We start from the raw sequence: 19,926 nt of genomic DNA, 5'->3' as shown, positions 1-19,926 counted from the left end.
TGCCGGCGATGAGGCCGCTCCAGGCGCTAGAGAACGCGCGCCTTACTCCATCTCGATGATCACTTGCTCCTGCCACATCTGCGGAAGCTTCTTGGAAGTCGCTTCCCACACCTCGGCATTCTTGATCGGCTGCGCGGCCTTGTACTGCTCGTTGGGCAGCAGCTTGGCCTGCACATCGGCCGGCAACGTCAGGTGCTCGGCGCGAATCGGGCGGGCATGACCCTTGGCCAGGTTGATCTGCCCGGCATCGCTGAAGATGTACTCACGCGCAAGCTTGGCCGCGTTGGGGTTCTTGGCGTACTTGTTGATGATGGTGGTATAGCCGGAAATCACCGAACCGTCGGACGGGATCAGCACATCGAAGCGCTTGGGGTCGATCTGCTCACGGTAGCTCAGGCCGTTGAAGTCCCACACCACGCCGACTTCCACTTCGCCTTTCTCCAGCGTCTGGATGGTCGGGTTGGCCATGGACAGGCGCTTCTGCTGGGCCAGCTTGGTGAACAACTGCAGCCCGGGCGCGATATTGGTCTCGTCGCCTTTGTAGGCAATGGCGGCGGCGAGCACGCCGTTGGCCGCCTGGGCGGCAGTGCTGACGTCACCTATGGCGACCTTGTACTTGCCCTTTTCCAGGTCGTGCCAGGATTTCGGCCGCTCTTCTTCCTTGACCAGATCCTTGTTGATGATGAACGCGATGGTGCCGGTATAGGCCAGCGCCCAGTGGCCGTCCTTGTCCTTGGCCCAGGTGGGCACCTGGTCCCAGGTGCTGGGCTTGTACGGCTGGCTCACGTTCTTGGTCACGGCAATCGGGCCGAAGGCTGCGCCGACGTCGCCGATGTCGGCACTGGCGTTGTCCTTCTCGGCGTCGAACTTGGCGATCTCCTGGGCCGAGCTCATGTCGGTGTCGGTGTGCTTGAGGCCGTACTTGCTGGCCAGGTCTTCCCAGGTGCCTTTCCAGTTGGCCCAGGCATCGGGCATGCCCACGCTGTTGACTACGCCTTCCTTGCGGGCGGCGTCTTCCAGGGCCTTGAGGTCGGTGCCTGCGGCCATGGCCGAGGTACACAGGGCGATAGCCGAGCCGAGCAGTGACGCCATGAAGAACTTTTTCATCCGAAGCTCCTTGGGTGGGTGCCTTTAGCGATCGTGGTGATGCATGAAACCGTTGCTTGGGAACCGTTGGTCTAGGTCAGCAAACCTTGCGCCAAGGTAGGCCGCTTGCGTGACAGTTTGATGTAGGGGGAGACCTCGAGCGCTGGCCACGGTTACCTGAAAATACAGCGTAGACCAGTTCGTACCCTTGAATTTGCGGGCTTGGCGCGCTTCAGGCAGCGGCTTGGCCAAAGCCTCTGTCACAGGATGTTCATCAGCCCTGCCTAGGCTTGCACTATTCTCCAGAGGCCCTGTCGTGGGGCTGGACTAGTCCAGATAGGTAACCCTTGATGCAGTCGACGCCACCGCGTGCGGTAACAGCCATCTGCCATGCCTTGCAGGAGCAGATCGAGCACGGCTTGCTTGCGCCGGGCGGCAAACTACCCGCCGAGCGCAAGCTCAGCGAGGTGTTCGACACCACGCGCATCACCCTGCGCGAGGCATTGGTGCAGCTGGAGGCCCAGGGCCTGATCTACCGTGAGGAGCGGCGCGGCTGGTTCGTCGCACCGCAACGGCTGACCTACGACCTGATCGAGCGTAGCCACTTTCATGCAATGGTGCGGGCCCAAGGCCGGCAACCTACCACCGAGCTGTTGTCGGCCCGCCTGCAGCCGGCCCCGGCGACCATCTGCGCACGCCTGCACCTGCCAGCGTTGTCCAGCGTGGTGCGTATATGCCGATTGCGGCGGATCGATGGTCGGGCGGTGCTGTATGCCGAGCATTACCTCGACCCGCAGTATTTCCCGGGCATTCTCGAACAGGAGCTGGCGCAGTCGCTGACCGAGATCTATGGGCGGGTGTATGGCATCGAATATGGGCAGGTGCGCTTCGAGATCTTGCCCACCGCCTTGCCGGTGGACGCGGCGGCGGCGCTGAAGGTGTCTGCGGGCAGCCCGGGGCTGCATATCACCCGGGTCAACAGCGACCAGCACGGGCACCTGATCGACTGTGACCTGGAGTATTGGCGGCATGATGCGATTTGCATCCGCGCGCAGGCTGGATAGGGGCTGCTTTGCAGCCCATCGCCGGCAAGCCGGCTCCCACAAGGAATGTGGGGTGCCTGTGGGAGCCGGCTTGCCGGCGATGAGGCCCTAACTGGAGGAACCGGTCTCTGTCATCCCCCCACCCCCAGCCGTCACTACCTGCACCGACAGCCGCGGCGTCGCCAAATCGAGCCCCGCTTCGTCGAGCTGGCGCTTGAGCGCCAGGTTGAACGCCCGCGACACTTCCCACTGCTTGATCGGCGCCGTCTTGAAGCGCGCCCGCAGGATGGCCGACCCCGACTCGAAGCTCTCCACCCCCTGCAACTCCAGCGGCGACCAGATGTTGCGGCGCATCAGCGGGTCGTTGCGCAGTTTCTGCCCCACTTCCCGTATCAGCGTGATGGCCTGGTCGATGTTCATGCTGTGCGGGATCGCCACGCGGAAGATCGCATAGCCGAACTCGCGCGAGTAGTTCTTGATGCTCTTGATCTCGCTGAACGGAATGGTGTGCACGATGCCGTCGATGTCGCGCAGCCGCACGGTGCGGATGGTCAGGCCTTCGACCGTGCCCAGATGGCCGCCGACATCGACGTAGTCATCGATGGCCAGCGAGTCCTCGATGATGATGAACAGCCCTGTGATCAGGTCGGCCACCAGGGACTGCGCACCAAAACCGATGGCCAGGCCGATCACACCGGCACCGGCCAGCAACGGCGTGACGTTCATGCCCATGTTGGCCAGGGCGACGATCACCGCGATGATGAAAATGGCCACGAACATCACGTTGCGAATCAGCGGCATCATGGTTTGCGCGCGGGCGTTGGCAAGGCCCCGGCGTGAACGCACCAGGGCGTGATGCACCGCCGTGTCGGCCAGGATCCACACCAGCCAGGCGGCGATCAACGTCCCGGCAAGCCCCGCCAGGCGCATGCTGACTTCATGGCCTTCGCCCTCGGCGAAGCTGACCATCGACAGCCCCCACACCCGCAGCCCCAGTTCGATGAACACCAGCCAGATGCCCAGGTGCAGCAAGGCGTAGGCGAAGTTGCGCAAGCGTTCGGTGTAGACCGCCTGGCGCTTGTTGGCGCGTTTCGGGTTGGCGGCGTGGCGGCGGACCAGGCCGTTGAGCACCATGCTCACCACTACCAGCACCGTGCACATCAGCGACTGTCGCAAGGCGGTGCTGGTGTCGCCGGCGGAAACGAACGTGGCGATCAGCGAAATCGCCACCAGGATCAGCGGCGGCACGAACCAGAAACTGCCCAGCAGTTCGATGGTGTCGCTCAGGGTGCGGCGGGTCAGGCGACGGTCCAGAGGCTGGTTGCGGATCAGGTGAGCGATCGGCCTTCTGAAGCGCAGGATGAACAGGCCCGTGCACAGCGCGGCGATGATGTTGGCAAGGGTGGCCAGGGAATGCGCCAGGTGCGTGCCGAGGGCGACGGTCAGGCGTGGGTCGCTCATGGCTTCGCCAAAGGCGGCGAAGCTGCCGATCAGCCACAGCGGGCGGAAGGCCTGGTGACGCAGGATATGCAGGGCACGGTGACGATGCGGGCCGTCGAGCAAGGAGAAGGCGATCACGCAGATGGCCGAGAAGCAGGTGCCTACCACCAGTGCATAGGCCAGCACCATGGCCATCGATTTGCCGAGCGAGGAGGGCAGGGCAAAGCTCAGGTACACCGTGAACACCAGCGCCACCAGCCATGGCCCGAGCTTGCGCAGGGCGAAGCGCACCAGGTCCCAGGTGCGTGGGTGCTGGGGCAGTTCCTCGGTCAAGCCGAAGCGCACTCGCACCCGGTGGCCGATCCAGTTGAAGGCATAGGCCAGCAGGCTCCAGACGGCGATGATCGCGGCAAAGCCGAACAGGATCGCCGGCCACTCGCGCACCGGCACCATCAGTTCGGTCAGTTCTGTCTGTGCCTGGTCGATTTCCAGCGCCCATCGGTTGAACGGGCTGGCCTCGCCGCTGAACTGCTTCTCCAGGTCGTGCAAGGCGCCGCCGATCAGGCCCAGTACGCCCTGTTCGGCGGCGGGTTGCGATTGCTTGGTGGCATCACGCAGTTTCTTCAGGTCGGCCAGCAGCTTGGCGCGTTGCTGGTCGTTCTCCAGGTTCTTGATCACCTCGTCCAGCGACTTGCCCAGCGGCTCGGTCGCCTCGGGCTGGGCTGGCGCTTTCGAGCCGAGCAGGCCGGGCAGGCCCGCCGCCTGGGCCGGGGAAACGAAGAGAAACAGCAGCAGGGCAAGGCAACGCAGGAGGGCAGGCACCGGGAAATCAACCTCAGGTCAAACGATTGACCGAGTGTAGAGGTTTATGTGGGGAGTTTCTCCAGGATCTTCCAGCAGGTCAGGCCGAAGATGCCCAGTGTGCCGATCCACATCATGAAGACGCCGACATTGCGCTCGCGCATGCTGAAACCGATGGTCAGCAGCATCAGGAACAGGAACACCGGTACGAACAGGGACAAGAACGGGGACATGGACAGCAAACCTTATGGCATGGGGGCATGCGTTAAGCATAGCGGGTTGAAGGGGGGCGGGGATTGATCCTGGGCAGGTGTTTCGACATTGCCGGCCCTATCGCCGGCAAGCCGGCTCCCACAGGAATATCACTGCCCTTGAGGCTTGTGGAGTCCCTGTGGGAGCCGGCTTGCCGGCGATAAGGCCGCTACAAGACTCAGGGCAAGTCGCGGCTGCGATAGAACGCCGTCAACACCTTCACCAGGTGCGCCAGGTCCTGGCTGCCACACAACTCGCGAATCGAGTGCATGGCAAAGGTCGGCAGGCCAATATCCACGGTACGCACGCCAAGGTGGCTGGCGGTGATCGGGCCGATGGTCGAACCGCAACCCATGTCGCTGCGCACCACGAAGCTCTGCACCGGCACTTCTTCGGCCATGCACAGGTGGCGGAAGAAGCCCGCTGTTTCGCTGTTGGTGGCGTAACGCTGGTTGTTGTTGACCTTGATCACCGGCCCTGCATTGAGCTTGGGCCCGTGGTTGCCATCATGCTTGTCGGCGTAGTTGGGGTGTACGCCGTGGGCGTTGTCGGCCGAGACCATCAGCGAGCGCTGGATAGTGCGCACATAGGCATCGCCGTCCGGCAGCAGGCGCTGCAGGGTCTGTTCCAGCATCGGGCCGTCGGCGCCACAGGCCGAACAGCTGCCCACTTCCTCGTGGTCGTTGCACACCAGCACACAGGTTTCGTCACTGTCGGCCGCCAGCAGCGCCTGCAGGCCGGCATAGCACGACAGCAGGTTGTCCAGGCGGGCACCGGCGATGAAGTCGCCGTTCAGGCCGATCAGCGCGGCATCCTGGGTGTCGTAGAAGCTCAGTTCGTAGTCCAGCACCACATCGGCGTTGAGGTCGTGCTCGCGGGCCAACTGCTCGGTGAGCAGGGCGCGGAAGTCGATGCGCTCATCGCCGGCCACCTGGGCAAGGATCGGCGGCAGTTCGGTCTGCGGATTGATCTGCCAGCCTTCGTTGGCGGTGCGGTTGAGGTGGATGGCCAGGTTGGGAATGACCGCGATCGGCAGCTTGAAGTCGATCAGTTGGCTTTCCACCTTGCCGTCACGGCGGAAGGTGACACGCCCGGCCAGCGACAGGTCGCGGTCGAACCACGGCGCCAGCAGGGCGCCGCCGTAGACTTCCACGCCCAGTTGCAGGAAGCCCTGGCGCTGCAGCTCAGGCTGCGGCTTGACCCGCAGGCACGGGCTGTCGGTGTGCGCGCCGACCATGCGGATGCCGTTCAGCAGGGGCGCTTGCTTGCCCAGCTTGATGGCGATGATCGAGGAATCGTTGCGGGTAACGTAGTAGCGACCGCCAGGCACCGTGGCCCAGCTGTCACGCTCGTCCAGGCGCTGGTAGCCGGCAGCCTCGAGGCGCTGGGCCAGGCTGGCGGTGGCATGGAAGGGCGTCGGGGAGGCCTTCAGAAAATCAATCAGGCCGGTATTCAGTGCTTCGCGCATAGCTCACTCCAGACAGCAGTGGCGCGAGTTTAACGCAGATAGATCACAAATTGTGTCGGGCCCATCGCCGGCAAGCCGGCGCCCACAGCTATTCCACTGTTCTCAAGGGCAGTGATGCACCTGTGGGAGCCGGCTTGCCGGCGATGAGGCCAGTACAGCCAGCACACAGACTCAGAACGGTGCCGCGCACTCGAACTTCAACCGCTCGCCGCTAACCGGGTGGGTAAAGCTCAGCATCGAAGCATGCAGGCACAGCCGTTCATGCGCCGCCAACGCCTCAGGGTTGGCATACAGCCGGTCGCCCAGCAGCGGATGCCCGATCGACAGCATATGCACGCGCAGCTGGTGCGAGCGCCCGGTGATGGGCGTCAGTTCGACGCGGCAGTGGTCGCCACAGCGCTCGACGATGCGCCAGAAGGTCAAGGCATGCTTGCCCAGCTCATGGTCCACCACATGGCGTGGCTTGGTGGGCGGGTCGTAGCGCAGCGGCAGGTCGATACTGCCGCTGTCCAGCGCCGGCTGGCCCCAGCACAGGGCGGTGTAGGCCTTCTCGGTCTCGCGATCGTGGAACTGGCGCGACAGCTCGCGGTGGCTGTCGGCATCACGGGCCAGCAGGATGATGCCGGAGGTTTCCCAGTCCAGGCGATGAACGATCAGCGCGTCCGGGTAGCCGTTTTCCTGCAGGCGGGTGATCAGGCAGTCCTTGTTGTCGTCGGCACGGCCTGGCACCGACAGCAGCAGGGTCGGCTTGTTGACCACCAGGATGGCGGCGTCTTCATGGAGGATCTGCACGTTCGACAGCGGCATTGCGGGTTCTCTGTGAGAGCGGTGTAAATCATTTGGGGCCGCTTTGCGGCCCTTTCGCGACACAAGGCCGCTCCTACAGAGATCACTAACCCCTGTAGGAGCGGCCTTGTGTCGCGAAAGGGCTGCGAAGCAGCCCCGGATCAGCCAGATCAGCGATCCGGCAAGGTGATGTTCAGTTCCAGAATCGAGCAGCTACCCTGGTTTTCCAGCTCGATGTGCACATCATCGTTGCCGATGTTCACATACTTGCGGATCACTTCGAGCAGTTCTTTCTGCAGGGCCGGCAGGTAGTCCGGCTCGCTGCGCTGGCCGCGCTCATGCGCCACGATGATCTGTAGACGCTCTTTCGCCACCGACGCGCTGGTCTGTTTCTGTCTGCCACGAAAGAAGTCAAAAAGGTTCATGGTTTACTTGCCTCCAAACAGGCGCGCGAAGAATCCTTGCTTCGGCACTTCGATGAAACGCAGGGGTTTCTCTTTGCCCAGGAGGCGGTCGACGGTGTCGCTGTACGCCTGGCCAGCATCGCTCTGGTCGTCGAGGATGACCGGAATGCCCTGGTTGGAAGCCTTGAGAACCGCCTGAGACTCGGGAATCACACCCTTGAGCTTGATCGCCAGGATCTCTTCGACGTCGGCGATGCTGAGCATTTCGCCCTTTTCGACGCGCTCGGGGTGGTAACGGGTGATCAGCAGGTGTTCCTTGATCGGCTCCTCGCCGTTCTCGGAGCGGCGCGACTTGCTCGAGAGGATGCCCAGCATGCGGTCGGAGTCACGTACCGACGATACTTCCGGGTTGGTCACGACAATGGCTTCGTCGGCGAAGTACATCGCCAGGTGCGCGCCCTTCTCGATACCGGCCGGCGAGTCGCAAATGACGTATTCGAAGGTTTCCTTCAGCTCCATCAGTACTTTTTCGACGCCTTCCTGGGTCAGCGCATCCTTGTCGCGGGTCTGGCTGGCGGCCAGCACGAACAGGTTCTCGAGGCGCTTGTCCTTGATCAGGGCCTGTTGCAGATTGGCTTCGCCGTTGACCACGTTGACGAAGTCGTACACCACGCGACGTTCGCAACCCATGATCAGGTCGAGGTTACGCAGGCCCACGTCGAAGTCGACGATGACTGTCTTGTGGCCGCGCAGTGCGAGGCCGGTGCCGATGGCGGCGCTGGTGGTGGTCTTGCCCACACCCCCCTTGCCGGAAGTAACGACGAGAATCTTGGCCAAGGTGTTTCACCCCTAAATTAAGTCGGGACGCGTGTCCCAGCAAAAATGCAAAAAACGGCAACGAGTAAAAAAGTTGCTCTAAAAATGACGGCAAGTATCCGTTAAAGACGGGTGATGTTCAACACGTCACCAGACAGGCTGACTTGCACGCCGGAACCCCACAGCGGGTCGCGGCGCAGGTCTTCGCAGACCTTGTACTGGCCAGCGATGGAGACCATTTCGGCGGTCATCTGCTGACAGAAGATGCGTGCCTTGGTATTGCCTTTGATGCCGGCCAGGGCGCGGCCGCGCATGGCGCCGTACACATGGATGTTGCCATCGGCGAGAAGTTCCGCGCCTGGGCTGACGGAGCCTGTGACCACCAGGTCGCCGCCCTGGGCGTAGATCTGCTGGCCGCCGCGCACCGGCGAGGTGATGATCCGGGTAGGACGGATTTCAGGCTCGGCAGCGGGGGGCGGCGCAGGGGCAGGGGCCGGTTCGGGCTTCTTCACCTCGGGCTCCGGCTCCAGCGGCCGCTCGCGGGCACCGGAGGGCGGCAGCACGGGCAGGTCGATGGCGATCGCCGCGGCGATGTCCTCGATGCGGTTGGCGCGGATGGCCAGGGTGCGCAGGCCGTGGTGGCGGCAGATGCGCATCAGTCCAGGCAGGTCGATGGCGCCTTCGTCGGCCGGCAACTTGTCCAGGGCCAGCACCAGTGGCGTGTTGCTGAAGAAGTTCGGTGCCTGGGCCACTTTCGCCGCCAGTTGGCGGTCGAGGGCTTGCAGGTCGTTGCGCCCCAGTTCCAGCACAGTGATGGCGAGCATGCTGCCCTTGAGCTGGAACACGGAGGCGGTGTCGGGTGTGTGGTTTGGGCTCATGGTCTGCATAGACGGCAAGTTGCGAAAAAAGTGCCCTGACTTATAACGATAAGACCGGTTGGCCGCAACCGGCGCGGATCCGATGTAGAATGCTCAGCCTTTGTCCTACCGGAAGCTTCAATGGAACGCCCGCGTTTTCGTCCCTATTTCCTTCACCCACGGTTCTGGGGCCTGTGGCTTGGCCTGGGCCTGCTGTGGCTGGTGGTGCAGCTGCCGTACCGGGCCCTGCTGTGGCTCGGCAGTGCCCTGGGCGCGCTGATGTACCGCGTGGCTGGTGAGCGTCGGCGCATTGCCGCGCGCAACCTGGAGCTGTGCTTCCCGGAACTGTCCGTCGACGAACGGCGCCGTTTGTTGAAGGCGAATTTCGCCTCCACCGGCATTGCCTTCTTCGAAATGGCCATGAGCTGGTGGTGGCCCAAGGCCAGGTTGGCGCGCCTGGCGCACATCGAAGGCCTCGAACACCTGCAGGCGGCGCAACAGGCCGGGCAGGGCGCGATTCTCATGGCGGTGCACTTCACCACCCTGGAGATCGGTGCCGCACTGCTGGGGCAGGTCCATACCATCGACGGCATGTACCGCGAGCACGGCAACCCGCTGTTCGACTTCATCCAGCGCAACGGCCGCGAGCGGCATAACCTCGACTCGCTGGCGGTGGAGCGTGAAGACGTGCGCGGCATGCTCAAGCTGCTGCGCTCTGGCCGTGCCATCTGGTATGCGCCGGACCAGGACTACGGTGCCAAGCAGAGCCTGTTCGTGCCGCTGTTCGGTATCCCGGCGGCGACGGTCACCGCCACCACCAAGTTTGCGCGGTTGGGCAAGGCGCAGGTCATTCCCTTCACCCAGAAGCGCCTGGAGGATGGCAGCGGCTATCGTCTGGTGATCCATCCGCCGCTGGAGGACTTCCCCGGTGAAAGCGAAGAGGCCGACTGCCTGCGCATCAATCAGTGGATCGAAGGCGTGTTGCGCGAGTGTCCCGAGCAATATCTGTGGGCGCACCGTCGCTTCAAGTCGCGGCCCGAGGGCGAGCCGCGGCTGTATGACAAGAAAAAGCGATGATAGCGTTTTTGCAGGCCCGGCCTCATCGCCGGCAAGCCGGCTCCCACAGGTGTTTCACCGTTCTGAAGTTCAGTGGGGTCCTTGTGGGAGCCGGCTTGTCGTGGCGACGAACCGAGGCGATAAGGCCGGTGCTGACACCCTGACGCCAGGAAGGATTCGATGACCCCAACCACCGGCCTGATCCTCTCCGGCGGCGGCGCCCGCGCCGCCTACCAGGTCGGCGTGTTGGCCGGCATCGCCGAGCTGCTGCCCCCTGGCGCGCCCAACCCGTTCCCGGTCATCGTCGGCACCTCGGCCGGCGCCATCAACGCCGTGGCCCTGGCCAGCGGCGCCAGCCGCTTCAGTGAATCGGTGCAAGCGCTCACCCGTTTCTGGCAGGGCTTTCGCAGCCACCTGGTGCTGCGCAGCGACTGGCCAGGGGTGATTCGCCAGGCCAGCCGCTTCGTCAGCCAGAACCTGCTGGGCCTGGGTGGTAACGCGCCGGTGGCCTTGCTCGACAGCAGCCCCTTGCGCCAGCTGCTGCAGTCGCACCTTGACCTTGGCGGTATCGACGAGGCCCTGGCCGCCGAGCACCTGCGTGCGGTGGCAGTGACTGCGTTCGGCTACGACGCCGGCCAGGCGGTGACCTTCTACCAGGGCCGCGGCACCATCGACGCCTGGTTGCGCCACCGCCGCATCGGCGTGCCTACGCCGCTGACCATCGACCACCTGCTCGCCAGCGCGGCGATTCCGCTGCTGTTCGCGCCGGTGCGACTGGGCGATGAGTATTACGGTGACGGCGCGGTGCGCCAGTCGGCGCCGATCAGCCCGGCGTTGCACCTTGGCGCCAGCCGCGTGCTGGTGGTCGGGGTCAGCGGCAACCCGCAACGGCCGGCGCCGCCTTTACCGACCCAGCGTGTGTTCAGCGGCCAGCAGCCGAGCCTGGCGCAGATTGGCGGGCATATGCTCAACAGCACCTTCATCGACAGCCTGGAAGATGACATCGAGCTGCTGCAGCGGCTCAACCACCTCAGCCACCTGCTGCCTGCGCACCTGGATGCCCGGCGCCTGGGCCTGGCGCCGATCGAGGTACTGGTGGTGGCGCCCAGCCAGCCCCTGGACGAGATCGCCGCGCGGCACCGGCGCGAGCTGCCGGCGGCGTTGCGGCTGTTCCTGCGCGGGCCGGGGGCGACCCGGACCAGTGGGGCGGGGGTGTTGAGTTACTTGCTGTTCGAGGCCAGCTACTGCAGCGAGCTGATCGAGCTGGGCCGGCGGGATGCGTTGGCCAAAAGGCGGGAGCTGGAGCAGTTTCTGGGGATATGAGGGTGTTGGCGCTGGCCCTATCGCTGGCAAGCCAGCTCCCACAGGTACACCACTGTTCTTCAGTGCAGCGCTGTACCTGTGGGAGCCGGCTTGCCGGCGATAGGGCCGTCAGCCATCACTCAGCTATCTGCAACTTGCGCGCCTGGGTGTACACATACCGCACTTTCTCGTACTCGAACGGCGAGTTGAGCTGGCCATAGCGGAAGCGCGTGGTATAGCGCTTGTCCACTACCTGCAACAGCAAGATCTCCGGATGATCGGTGCTGGTTTCCGGCACATTGAGGAAGTTCACTGCCTGTTCCCCGGCATAGTCCACCACCACCCCGGTGGTGTCGCGCAGGTTCGACGGGCCCAGCACCGGCAGCATGATGTACGGCCCTTCCGGCACGCCATAGAAGCCCAAGGTCTGGCCAAAGTCTTCGTTCTGGCGCGGCAGGCCCATCTTGGTCGCCGGGTCCCACAGCCCGCCAACGCCGATGATGGTGTTGAACATCAGGCGGGCGGTGATTTCTGCCGAACGCTTGGGCTTGAGTTGCAGCACGCTATTGAACAGGTTGGGTATGTCACCCAGGTTGTTGAAGAAGTTGCTCACGCCGGTGCGCACGAAACTTGGGGTGACGTACTGGTAGCCGCTCACCAGCGGCAGCAGCACCCATTGGTCCACGCGGTAGTTGAAGTGGTAGATGCGCCGGTTCATCGACTCCAGCGGGTCGTACACGTTCAAGGCTGCCAGGGTCGAGCGTTCGAACTCGCGCTGGTCGAGCCCGGGGTTGAATTTCAGTTCACGCAGCGGGTCGATGAAGCCATCGGACTCCGGTTCCAGCGGTTGTGTTGTCACCTGCGGGTCGGCTTCGATCACACTGGCGCGTGGCGCGGTTTCCGCGGCCAGGGCATTGCCGGCAACCAGCAGGGCGGTGGCGAGGAGGCATTTGTTAACCACGGAAGAACTCCAGCATGGCGTCGCTGTTGACGCGGTAGTTGAGGTTGCCGCAATGGCCGCCATGGGGGTAAAGGGTCAGGCGATCGCCAAACACCTTGCGCAGGAAACCGATATCGCCCGGGCCGAGGATCACGTCGTCGGCGTTGTGCATCACGGCGATCTTCGGGCTGTCGCGCAAGTAGTCCTCCAGCGCGTACAGGCTCACCTGGTCGACCAGTTGCAGGATGCTGCCGCCATCGGTGCGGGCACGCCACATGGGAATCACCTGCTCGGTCATGTAGCAGTCGAAATCACACTGCAGGGCGCGCTTGAAGAACGGCGTCAGGCTGCTGCCTTCGGTGATCGGAAACTTCGGCGGAATGATCAGGCCGCGGCGGTTGATCAGGTCGGAAGTGAAGGCGATATCGGCCGCCGAGAAGCGGAACGAGGTGCCGATGAGCATGGCCATCTGTTCGTTGGACAGGTGCTGGCGCGATTGCTGGAAGTCGTACAGCAAGGCGTCGTTGAGGTCGATGTAGCCCTTGTCCTGGAAGTAGCGGGTGAGCTTTTCCAGCATCAGTTCATAGAAGGTGGTGCTGCGGTCGATGCCTTTGACCTGGGTCTGCACCAGCTTGTCCAGGTTGTTGATCGAGGTGTACAGGTTGACCGGCGGGTTGAGCAGCAGCACGCGCTTGAAGTTGAAGCTGCGGCGAGTTTCGTCCAGGTGGCTGACGAACGCCGCATCCAGCGCACCCAGGCTATAGCCGGTGAGGTAGAACTCGCTGATCGGCAGGCGCGGGTGCTGGGCACGCACGGCCTGCATCACCCGGTACATGTCTTCGGCGTCCTCCTTGCTCACCCCAGGGGTGGCGAAGCGCGAGGCGGCGCTCATGAAGTCCCAGCTGGTCGGTGACGACAGCTGCACCACGTGGAAGCCGGCCTGGTAGAACAGCTTTTTCAGGTACTCGTTGATACTGCTGGAGTAGGGCGCGCCGGTGCCGGCGATGAGGAAGATCAGCGGTGCTTCATGGTCCTGCTTGGCCAGGCGGTACTTGAGTTTTTTCACCGACCAGAAGTTGTCGGGCAGGGTGAACTCACGCTCCGGGCGCAGGTTGAGGCTGTAGTCGGCCTGGTCGATTTCATCGTCGCTGGGCAGTGTCGGTCGCTGTTCGGGCGGTGTGGTGGCGATGGTCGCCTCGAACGGGTTGGTCAAGGGGAAACCGTAGCTCGCGGCGTCGATATCCCGTGCCGACGCGGCTGCAGCCATAAGCAGGCCGCCAAGAAGGGCGGCTAGGCGCCAAGATCGAAGCATGTAATCCCCCAGAAGGTACAAGGTCGTGCAATACGCAGGCTAGGACCACGTGTGTGCCAGCAAAGTTGCCAGGTGCAGTGGCCTTTGGTGTGCTTGTTAACTGCAACATAGCTGCAAGGCCATGATTTTGCCTTGTGACAGAGATTGGGCGATCATCGATGTTATTCCAATACCGCTGTAGGAAAAGTAGATGTCTCGTTCGCTACCGGTCGCTTTTCTTTTGCTGTTTCTGGCGCTTTGGCTTGCGGCCAGCTACGGCGTGCGTTATGGGTTGATGGAGGATACCCAGTGGGTTGGGCTGTGTACCGTACCGGACGAGTACTGGCAGTGCCAGGTCCGCTCGTTGCTGGGACTGGGGATTCACTTCCAGGTGCTGGCCTGGGCCGGGTTGGGGCTGGCGTTGCTGGCGCAGGTGGTTTCCGGTCGCGGCGGATGGTGGCTGGCGGGGCTGGCGCTGGTGTTCGGGGTGCCTGCCTTGATCTTGTATACCGCTAGCATCGCGGTATTCGCAGTGGTGCTGGCGGGGTTGCGTCTGGTTCGGCAACCGCGTCGCGTATGACAGGGGCTGCGTTGCAGCCCATTCGCCGGCAAGCCGGCTCCCACAGGTACTGCACACCTTTCCAGAACTGTGGGGTGCCTGTGGGAGCCGGCTTGCCGGCGATCGAGGACGCAGTCCTCGCCTGCGATAATTAAGCCCTGCGCAACCTCAAGCTGCGCCACAACGCTGCAGTCATCAGCACACTGACCACCGCCCAGCCCCAGGCCTGCTGGTTCTCCAGCCCTTCCCGGTAAAGCTGCGGCAACACCCCAGCCCCGACAATGAAGGCCAGCAATGCCACCTCCGCCCGCGCCGCCGCCACGGGCCGCAACAGGTACACCACCGCCGGCAAGGCCAGCGCCGCAGTAGGAAAGCTGCGGTACCGCGGGTCGAACACCATCGCCAGCATGCTCACCGCTGCCGCGAACCCCGCCGCCAGTAACAGCCAACCGGCCCGTGCTTCGAGCCAGGCGAACAGGCGTTGCCGCCAGCCTTCACGGCGCGCCAGGGCCAGGGCGCCATGCAGCAGCACCAGCAGATTCAGCCCCGCCAGCAACACCGCCCACAGCCACTCCCCGGCAAACCGCGCATGACTGCGCATCAACTCGCCCCACAGCCCCAGGCACCCCGCGCCAAACGCCACCAGCAGCGGCAGCAGCAGCGCACCGGCAGTGCTGGCAGGGCACCCGGCGAGCACCAGCATGACCGCCATCAGCACCCCGCTGGCCAGCAACCATTGCGGCCAGTAATGCAGGTTGCTGACAGGCCCTTCGAGCACGCCCTTGTCTTGCCGGTCGGCATCGTACAGCCCCCAGTAGCCGCCTACCGCGCCCTCATTGGCGCGTTTCCAGGGCTGGTCGAAGGCTTCGATCAGGTTGTAGTGCCAGCCATTGGTCTCGGCCATGGCGACAAAACCGCGGATGAAGCGCGCCTCATTGGCCCGGCTGGGCACGGCGGTCTCGCGCTGACGGCCTTCGCTGGGCCAGCCGGTTTCACCGATGAAGATGTCCTTGGGCGCGAAGCGGTTGGCGAACACCTGGTGTACCTCGGCAACGTGGGCCAGGGCGTCATCGATGCCACTGGGGTCGTCTTCCCAGTAAGGCAGCAGGTGGATGGTCAAAAAGTCCACCGCCGGTGCCACCTGCGGATGCTGCAACCAGAACTCCCAGACATCGGCGTAGGTCACCGGCACCTTGACCTGGCGCTTGACCTCACCGATCAACGCCGCCAGGCGCTCGCCGGTGACTTCCTTGCGCAACAGCGCCTCATTGCCGACGATCACCGCGCTGACCACGTCCGGGTTGGCGTTGGCGGCGGCGATCAGCAACTGCACTTCCTTGTCGGTATCGATCGGGTTGGCATTCACCCAGGCCCCGAGCATCACCTTCAAACCGTGCTTGCGTGCCAGCGCCGGGATCGCTTCAAGCCCGGTCATGGAATAGGTCCGGATGCACTGAAATCGCTCGGCCAGCAGCGCCAGGTCGGCGTCCATGCGTGCCGGGCGCAGACGGAAGGGCTGATCGAAGGGCGACTGGTCTTTGTCGAATGGCGTGTACGACGCGCACTGCAGCTTGTGCGTGGGGCTGGCGGCGTCTGGCAGTTGCAGCGGCTTGCCCAGCCCGTACCAGAGCGCCCCCAAGCCGAGCAGGGCCAGCAGGCAGGCAAGCAGGTAGAGCGGCAACAGCAGGCGGGCAGGGTTGGGCATCGTGCGGTCCATCGTCAGGCGCAAAACGTTAGATAGTAGCCCGGCGCCAATCCTTTGGCATGCAAGGATCGCGCAGAACCGCGCGGGCCGTTGCCGCTAATGGCACAGTGCTGTCGCAATGGGATTGGCTACAGGTCGCAGATGGAGCAGGTCGGCTATGGTTGCAGGCACATGATGCAATTTCCAAGACCTGACGAGGGGATGCTTTGATGGCAACTTTGAACACAATGCGACGTTTCCTGGGGGTGGGCACTGCCCTGGTATTGGCCATGAGCACTGCACAGGCAATGGCCAAAGAGGTAAGCATCGGTTACGTGGATGGTTGGGCCGACAGTGTGGCGACCACCAACGTGGCCGCCGAAGTGATCAAGCAGAAGCTCGGCTACGACGTGAAGCTGCAGGCAGTGGCCGCCGGGATCATGTGGCAGGGGGTGGCCACCGGCAAGCTCGACGCCATGCTCTCGGCCTGGTTGCCGGTAACCCATGGCGAATACTGGGCCAAGAACAAGGACAAGGTGGTCGACTACGGCGCCAACTTCAAGGATGCCAAGATCGGCCTGATCGTCCCCGAATACGTCAAGGCAACCAGCATTGAAGATCTCAAGACCGACGAGAGCTTCAAGCAGAAGATCGTGGGCATCGACGCAGGCTCCGGCGTGATGATCAAGACCGAGCAGGCGATCAAGGATTACAACCTCACCGGCTACAAGCTGCAGGCCAGCTCCGGGGCGGGCATGACGGCGGAACTGGGGCGCGCCTATCCCAAGCAACAGTCGATTGCCGTGACCGGCTGGGTGCCGCACTGGATGTTCGCCAAGTGGAAGCTCAAGTTCCTGGATGACCCCAAAGGGGTATATGGCGCGGCGGAAACGGTCAACAGCATCGGCAGCAAGGAGCTGGACAAGAAGGCGCCGGAAGTTGCCGAATTCCTCAAGAAGTTCCAGTGGCAGTCCAAGGATGAGATCGGCGAGGTGATGCTGGCGATTCAGGATGGGGCCAAGCCTGAAGCGGCTGCGAAGGACTGGGTGGCCAAGCATCCGGAGCGGGTCAAGGAGTGGACCGGTAAGTAATGGTGGATGCGGGGGCTGCTTTGCAGCCCTTTCGCGACACAAGGCCGCTCCTACAAAGGGCTCGCGGTCCCTTGTAGGAGCGGCCTTGTGTCGCGAAAGGGGCGCAAAGCGCCCCCGCTTTCTTACAGATCCTGCAAAACACTCTTGCATCTAAGACTAAGGTCGTCTGGTTGGCGTCCAACGGCAGCATAAAGTGACGGTGTGGGTTCCATCCCCTACCTGTGCTGCTAGGACAAAAACAATGAACGACAGCATTTACCTCTCGATACAAAACAGCCCCCGCTTCAAGGAGCTGGTCAGCAAACGCGAGCGCTTCGCCTGGATACTCTCGGCGATCATGCTCGGCCTCTACTGCGCCTTCATCCTCCTGATCGCCTACGGTCCTCACCTGCTGGGCGCCAAGCTCAGCCCCGAGTCGTCGATTACCTGGGGCATTCCCCTGGGCGTCGGCCTGATCGTTTCGGCATTCGTCCTGACCGCCATCTACGTGCGCCGCGCCAACGGCGAATTCGATGAGCTGAACAAGGCCATCCTGAAGGAGGCGCAACAATGATTCGCCACGCCAAAGCCCTGGCCGTCCTGGCCTGCGGCGTTTTCGCACCCGCCGTGTGGGCCGCCGATGCCATCACCGGCGAGGTGCAGAAACAGCCGCTGAACGTCTCGGCGATCGCCATGTTCGTGGCCTTCGTCGCCTTCACCCTCGGCATCACCTACTGGGCCTCCAAACGCAACAAGTCGGCCGCCGACTACTACGCGGCCGGCGGCAAGATCACCGGTTTCCAGAACGGCCTGGCGATTGCCGGCGACTACATGTCGGCGGCCTCGTTCCTGGGTATTTCCGCGCTGGTGTTCACCTCGGGCTATGACGGCCTGATCTATTCGATCGGCTTCCTGGTCGGCTGGCCGATCATCCTCTTCCTGATCGCCGAACGCCTGCGCAACCTGGGCAAGTACACCTTCGCCGACGTCGCCTCGTACCGCCTCGGGCAAAAGGAAATCCGCACCCTGTCGGCCTCCGGCTCGCTGGTGGTGGTGGCGTTCTACCTGATCGCCCAGATGGTCGGTGCCGGCAAGCTGATCGAGCTGCTGTTCGGCCTGGACTACCACGTCGCGGTGATCCTGGTGGGCATCCTGATGTGCCTGTACGTGCTGTTCGGCGGCATGCTGGCCACCACCTGGGTGCAGATCATCAAGGCGGTGCTGCTGCTCTCCGGTGCCAGCTTCATGGCGCTGATGGTGATGAAGCACGTGGGCTTCGACTTCAACACCCTGTTCTCCGAAGCGATCAAGGTGCACGCCAAGGGCGAGGCGATCATGAGCCCGGGCGGCCTGGTCAAGGACCCGATCTCGGCGTTCTCCCTGGGCCTGGCGCTGATGTTCGGTACCGCTGGCCTGCCGCACATCCTGATGCGCTTCTTCACCGTCAGTGACGCCAAGGAAGCGCGCAAGAGCGTGCTGTACGCCACCGGCTTCATCGGCTACTTCTACATCCTGACCTTCATCATCGGCTTCGGCGCGATCCTGCTGGTCAGCACCAACCCAGAGTTCAAGGACGCCGCCGGCGCCCTGCTGGGCGGCAACAACATGGCGGCGGTGCACCTGGCCGATGCCGTGGGTGGCAGCATCTTCCTCGGCTTCATCTCGGCGGTAGCGTTCGCCACCATCCTGGCGGTGGTCGCCGGCCTGACCCTGGCCGGTGCCTCGGCGGTGTCCCATGACCTGTACGCCAGCGTATGGCGCAAGGGCAAGGCCAACGACAAGGACGAGATCCGCGTGTCGAAGATCACCACTGTCGCACTGGGCGTGCTGGCGATCGGCCTGGGGATTCTGTTCGAGAAGCAGAACATCGCCTTCATGGTCGGCCTGGCGTTCTCCATCGCCGCCAGCTGCAACTTCCCGGTGCTGCTGCTTTCGATGTACTGGAAGAAGCTGACCACCCGCGGCGCCATGATCGGCGGCTGGCTGGGCCTGATCAGTGCGGTGACGCTGATGATCCTCGGCCCGACCATCTGGGTGCAGATCCTGGGCCATGAGAAAGCCATCTACCCGTACGAGTACCCGGCACTGTTCTCGATGCTGATTGCCTTCGTCGGTATCTGGTTCTTCTCGGTCACCGACAAGTCCAAGGCGGCCGATGACGAGCGTGCGCTGTTCTACCCGCAGTTCGTCCGTTCGCAGACTGGCCTGGGTGCCAGCGGGGCGGTGTCGCACTAACGCCACCCTGGTAGCTTGAACACAACGCCCCGCCTGTCGGGGCGTTGTCGTTTCCCCGGGCCCATCGCCGGCAAGCCGGCTCCCACAGGTACGCCCTTGAACCTGAGAGCAATGGGGACCTCTGTGGGAGTCGGCTTGCCGGCGATGGGGCTTTCGGAAATTTCAACAAATCGCTCGGAGCGATCCCGTATTTCCCCTGCAGACAAATCCGAATAATCCACCTGCCAACGGCGCTTTGCCTGATTGGCAATCATTCGAAGATGTTAACTACAGGTTTCAAGGAGATACACTCGTGAAAGCATTGCTTCTGGCGCTCCCCTTCGCAGTTCTGGCCGCGGGCCCGGCCATGGCCGAGGACCCGATCGAGAAACAGGTGCTGATCACCGCCACCGTGCCGACTGCCAACTTCTACGTCGAGCCGGTCGGCGGCAACTGGATGAACGACCCGCAGGACATGGCCTGGAACTCGTTTCAAGGCACCCTGACCCCGGTTCGCAAGCAACTGCAGGCCAAGAGCACCATCGGCCCGATCACTGCCCATCTGCTGTCGCCGGCGGTGGTCAGCAGCGGGCTGAATGCCATCGATCTGAATGTCAAGATCGGCGACACCGTGCTCACCACCAGCGCGAGCGAAATCCTCACCGAAGCCCAGGCTGCACCGGGCGCTATCGTCGACTTCGAAGTCGCGCCGCAGGTACCGGCCGGTGGCTACCAGCCAGGCAACTACCAAGGCCTGGTCAGCATGATGTTCGAAACTGCCGCACCGTGATCTGACCTGCTCGCACATTTCCCCTTCATCCGTTGTTGCTCTCCTTCGCCCCCTGGTTCGCGCCGGG

General features: G+C 63.4%; 19 protein-coding genes. 8 read left to right on the top strand and 11 right to left on the bottom strand.

Annotated elements, in window-relative coordinates; genetic code table 11:
• Positions 1–42: 42 nt before the first annotated feature.
• Positions 43–1,107 (bottom strand): ABC transporter substrate-binding protein, encoded by a 1,065-nt coding sequence (locus tag ACIPZB_RS20270; protein WP_400642323.1) that lies wholly within the window; start codon positions 1,105–1,107, stop codon positions 43–45.
• A gap of 329 nt (positions 1,108–1,436) precedes the next feature.
• On the opposite strand from ACIPZB_RS20270, the gene ACIPZB_RS20265 reads away from it, so the two are divergent.
• Positions 1,437–2,150: a UTRA domain-containing protein gene (locus ACIPZB_RS20265; RefSeq protein ID WP_400642321.1), complete on the top strand. Its 714-nt coding sequence runs from the start codon at positions 1,437–1,439 to the stop codon at positions 2,148–2,150.
• Between the two features lie 87 nt (positions 2,151–2,237).
• Here ACIPZB_RS20265 and ACIPZB_RS20260 read toward each other — a convergent pair whose 3' ends face one another.
• The 7 genes from ACIPZB_RS20260 to minC all read right to left on the bottom strand — a co-directional run bounded on the left by ACIPZB_RS20260 (position 2,238) and on the right by minC (position 8,983).
• Complete coding sequence (locus ACIPZB_RS20260; RefSeq protein ID WP_400642319.1) at positions 2,238–4,391, bottom strand: mechanosensitive ion channel family protein; 2,154 nt, start codon at positions 4,389–4,391, stop codon at positions 2,238–2,240.
• A gap of 44 nt (positions 4,392–4,435) precedes the next feature.
• The gene (locus ACIPZB_RS20255) at positions 4,436–4,603 is read right to left on the bottom strand and encodes a hypothetical protein (RefSeq protein WP_400642318.1); all 168 of its coding nucleotides are present in this window, start codon (positions 4,601–4,603) and stop codon (positions 4,436–4,438) included.
• A 197-nt stretch (positions 4,604–4,800) separates the two neighbouring features.
• A complete protein-coding gene (locus tag ACIPZB_RS20250) occupies positions 4,801–6,090 on the bottom strand; it encodes a M18 family aminopeptidase (protein ID WP_400642317.1) in 1,290 nt (429 codons plus the stop codon).
• 171 nt (positions 6,091–6,261) lie between these two features.
• On the bottom strand, positions 6,262–6,897 hold the full coding sequence (locus ACIPZB_RS20245; protein WP_400642316.1) for an RluA family pseudouridine synthase: 636 nt from the start codon (positions 6,895–6,897) through the stop codon (positions 6,262–6,264).
• A gap of 149 nt (positions 6,898–7,046) precedes the next feature.
• A complete protein-coding gene (gene minE / locus ACIPZB_RS20240) occupies positions 7,047–7,301 on the bottom strand; it encodes a cell division topological specificity factor MinE (protein WP_003252572.1) in 255 nt (84 codons plus the stop codon).
• 3 nt (positions 7,302–7,304) lie between these two features.
• Positions 7,305–8,117 (bottom strand): septum site-determining protein MinD, encoded by an 813-nt coding sequence (minD, locus tag ACIPZB_RS20235; protein ID WP_008092938.1) that lies wholly within the window; start codon positions 8,115–8,117, stop codon positions 7,305–7,307.
• A 101-nt stretch (positions 8,118–8,218) separates the two neighbouring features.
• Entirely contained in the window at positions 8,219–8,983 is a 765-nt protein-coding gene (minC, locus tag ACIPZB_RS20230; RefSeq protein ID WP_008092939.1) for a septum site-determining protein MinC, read from the bottom strand.
• Between the two features lie 111 nt (positions 8,984–9,094).
• Between minC and ACIPZB_RS20225 the strand changes: the two genes are divergently transcribed.
• Together ACIPZB_RS20225 and ACIPZB_RS20220 are read left to right on the top strand one after the other, a co-directional pair.
• Positions 9,095–10,030, top strand: a complete 936-nt coding sequence (locus ACIPZB_RS20225; protein WP_400642315.1) for a lipid A biosynthesis lauroyl acyltransferase — start codon at positions 9,095–9,097, stop codon at positions 10,028–10,030.
• Between the two features lie 159 nt (positions 10,031–10,189).
• Positions 10,190–11,332 carry a patatin-like phospholipase family protein gene (locus ACIPZB_RS20220; protein WP_400642314.1) on the top strand — a complete coding sequence of 381 codons (1,143 nt, stop codon included), beginning with the start codon at positions 10,190–10,192 and terminating at the stop codon, positions 11,330–11,332.
• 115 nt (positions 11,333–11,447) lie between these two features.
• On the opposite strand, the gene ACIPZB_RS20215 is transcribed toward ACIPZB_RS20220, so the two are convergent.
• Both ACIPZB_RS20215 and ACIPZB_RS20210 read right to left on the bottom strand, forming a co-directional pair.
• Complete coding sequence (locus ACIPZB_RS20215; protein ID WP_400642312.1) at positions 11,448–12,272, bottom strand: VacJ family lipoprotein; 825 nt, start codon at positions 12,270–12,272, stop codon at positions 11,448–11,450.
• Positions 12,265–13,563, bottom strand: a complete 1,299-nt coding sequence (locus ACIPZB_RS20210; protein WP_400642311.1) for a serine/threonine protein kinase — start codon at positions 13,561–13,563, stop codon at positions 12,265–12,267. Before ACIPZB_RS20210 ends, ACIPZB_RS20215 begins: the two co-directional genes overlap by 8 nt.
• Before the next feature lie 190 nt (positions 13,564–13,753).
• On the opposite strand from ACIPZB_RS20210, the gene ACIPZB_RS20205 reads away from it, so the two are divergent.
• Entirely contained in the window at positions 13,754–14,122 is a 369-nt protein-coding gene (locus ACIPZB_RS20205; protein WP_400642310.1) for a hypothetical protein, read from the top strand.
• 130 nt (positions 14,123–14,252) lie between these two features.
• Here ACIPZB_RS20205 and ACIPZB_RS20200 read toward each other — a convergent pair whose 3' ends face one another.
• Complete coding sequence (locus ACIPZB_RS20200) at positions 14,253–15,818, bottom strand: beta (1-6) glucans synthase (RefSeq protein ID WP_400642309.1); 1,566 nt, start codon at positions 15,816–15,818, stop codon at positions 14,253–14,255.
• A gap of 197 nt (positions 15,819–16,015) precedes the next feature.
• Here ACIPZB_RS20200 and ACIPZB_RS20195 point away from each other — a divergent pair, with 197 nt between their 5' ends.
• The 4 genes from ACIPZB_RS20195 to ACIPZB_RS20180 all read left to right on the top strand — a co-directional run bounded on the left by ACIPZB_RS20195 (position 16,016) and on the right by ACIPZB_RS20180 (position 19,859).
• Positions 16,016–16,876, top strand: coding sequence for a glycine betaine ABC transporter substrate-binding protein (locus ACIPZB_RS20195; RefSeq protein WP_400642308.1), 861 nt, complete (start codon positions 16,016–16,018; stop codon positions 16,874–16,876).
• Between the two features lie 241 nt (positions 16,877–17,117).
• Positions 17,118–17,429, top strand: coding sequence for a DUF485 domain-containing protein (locus tag ACIPZB_RS20190; protein ID WP_008090326.1), 312 nt, complete (start codon positions 17,118–17,120; stop codon positions 17,427–17,429).
• Complete coding sequence (locus ACIPZB_RS20185; protein WP_400642307.1) at positions 17,426–19,090, top strand: cation acetate symporter; 1,665 nt, start codon at positions 17,426–17,428, stop codon at positions 19,088–19,090. Before ACIPZB_RS20190 ends, ACIPZB_RS20185 begins: the two co-directional genes overlap by 4 nt.
• Before the next feature lie 292 nt (positions 19,091–19,382).
• Positions 19,383–19,859 carry a CS1 type fimbrial major subunit gene (locus ACIPZB_RS20180; protein ID WP_317659221.1) on the top strand — a complete coding sequence of 159 codons (477 nt, stop codon included), beginning with the start codon at positions 19,383–19,385 and terminating at the stop codon, positions 19,857–19,859.
• The last annotated feature ends 67 nt before the right edge of the window (positions 19,860–19,926 follow it).

The organism is Pseudomonas sp. NPDC089396 (genome assembly GCF_044749545.1).
GTDB lineage: Bacteria > Pseudomonadota > Gammaproteobacteria > Pseudomonadales > Pseudomonadaceae > Aquipseudomonas.
This window is presented reverse-complemented; position numbering and strand designations above follow the sequence as displayed.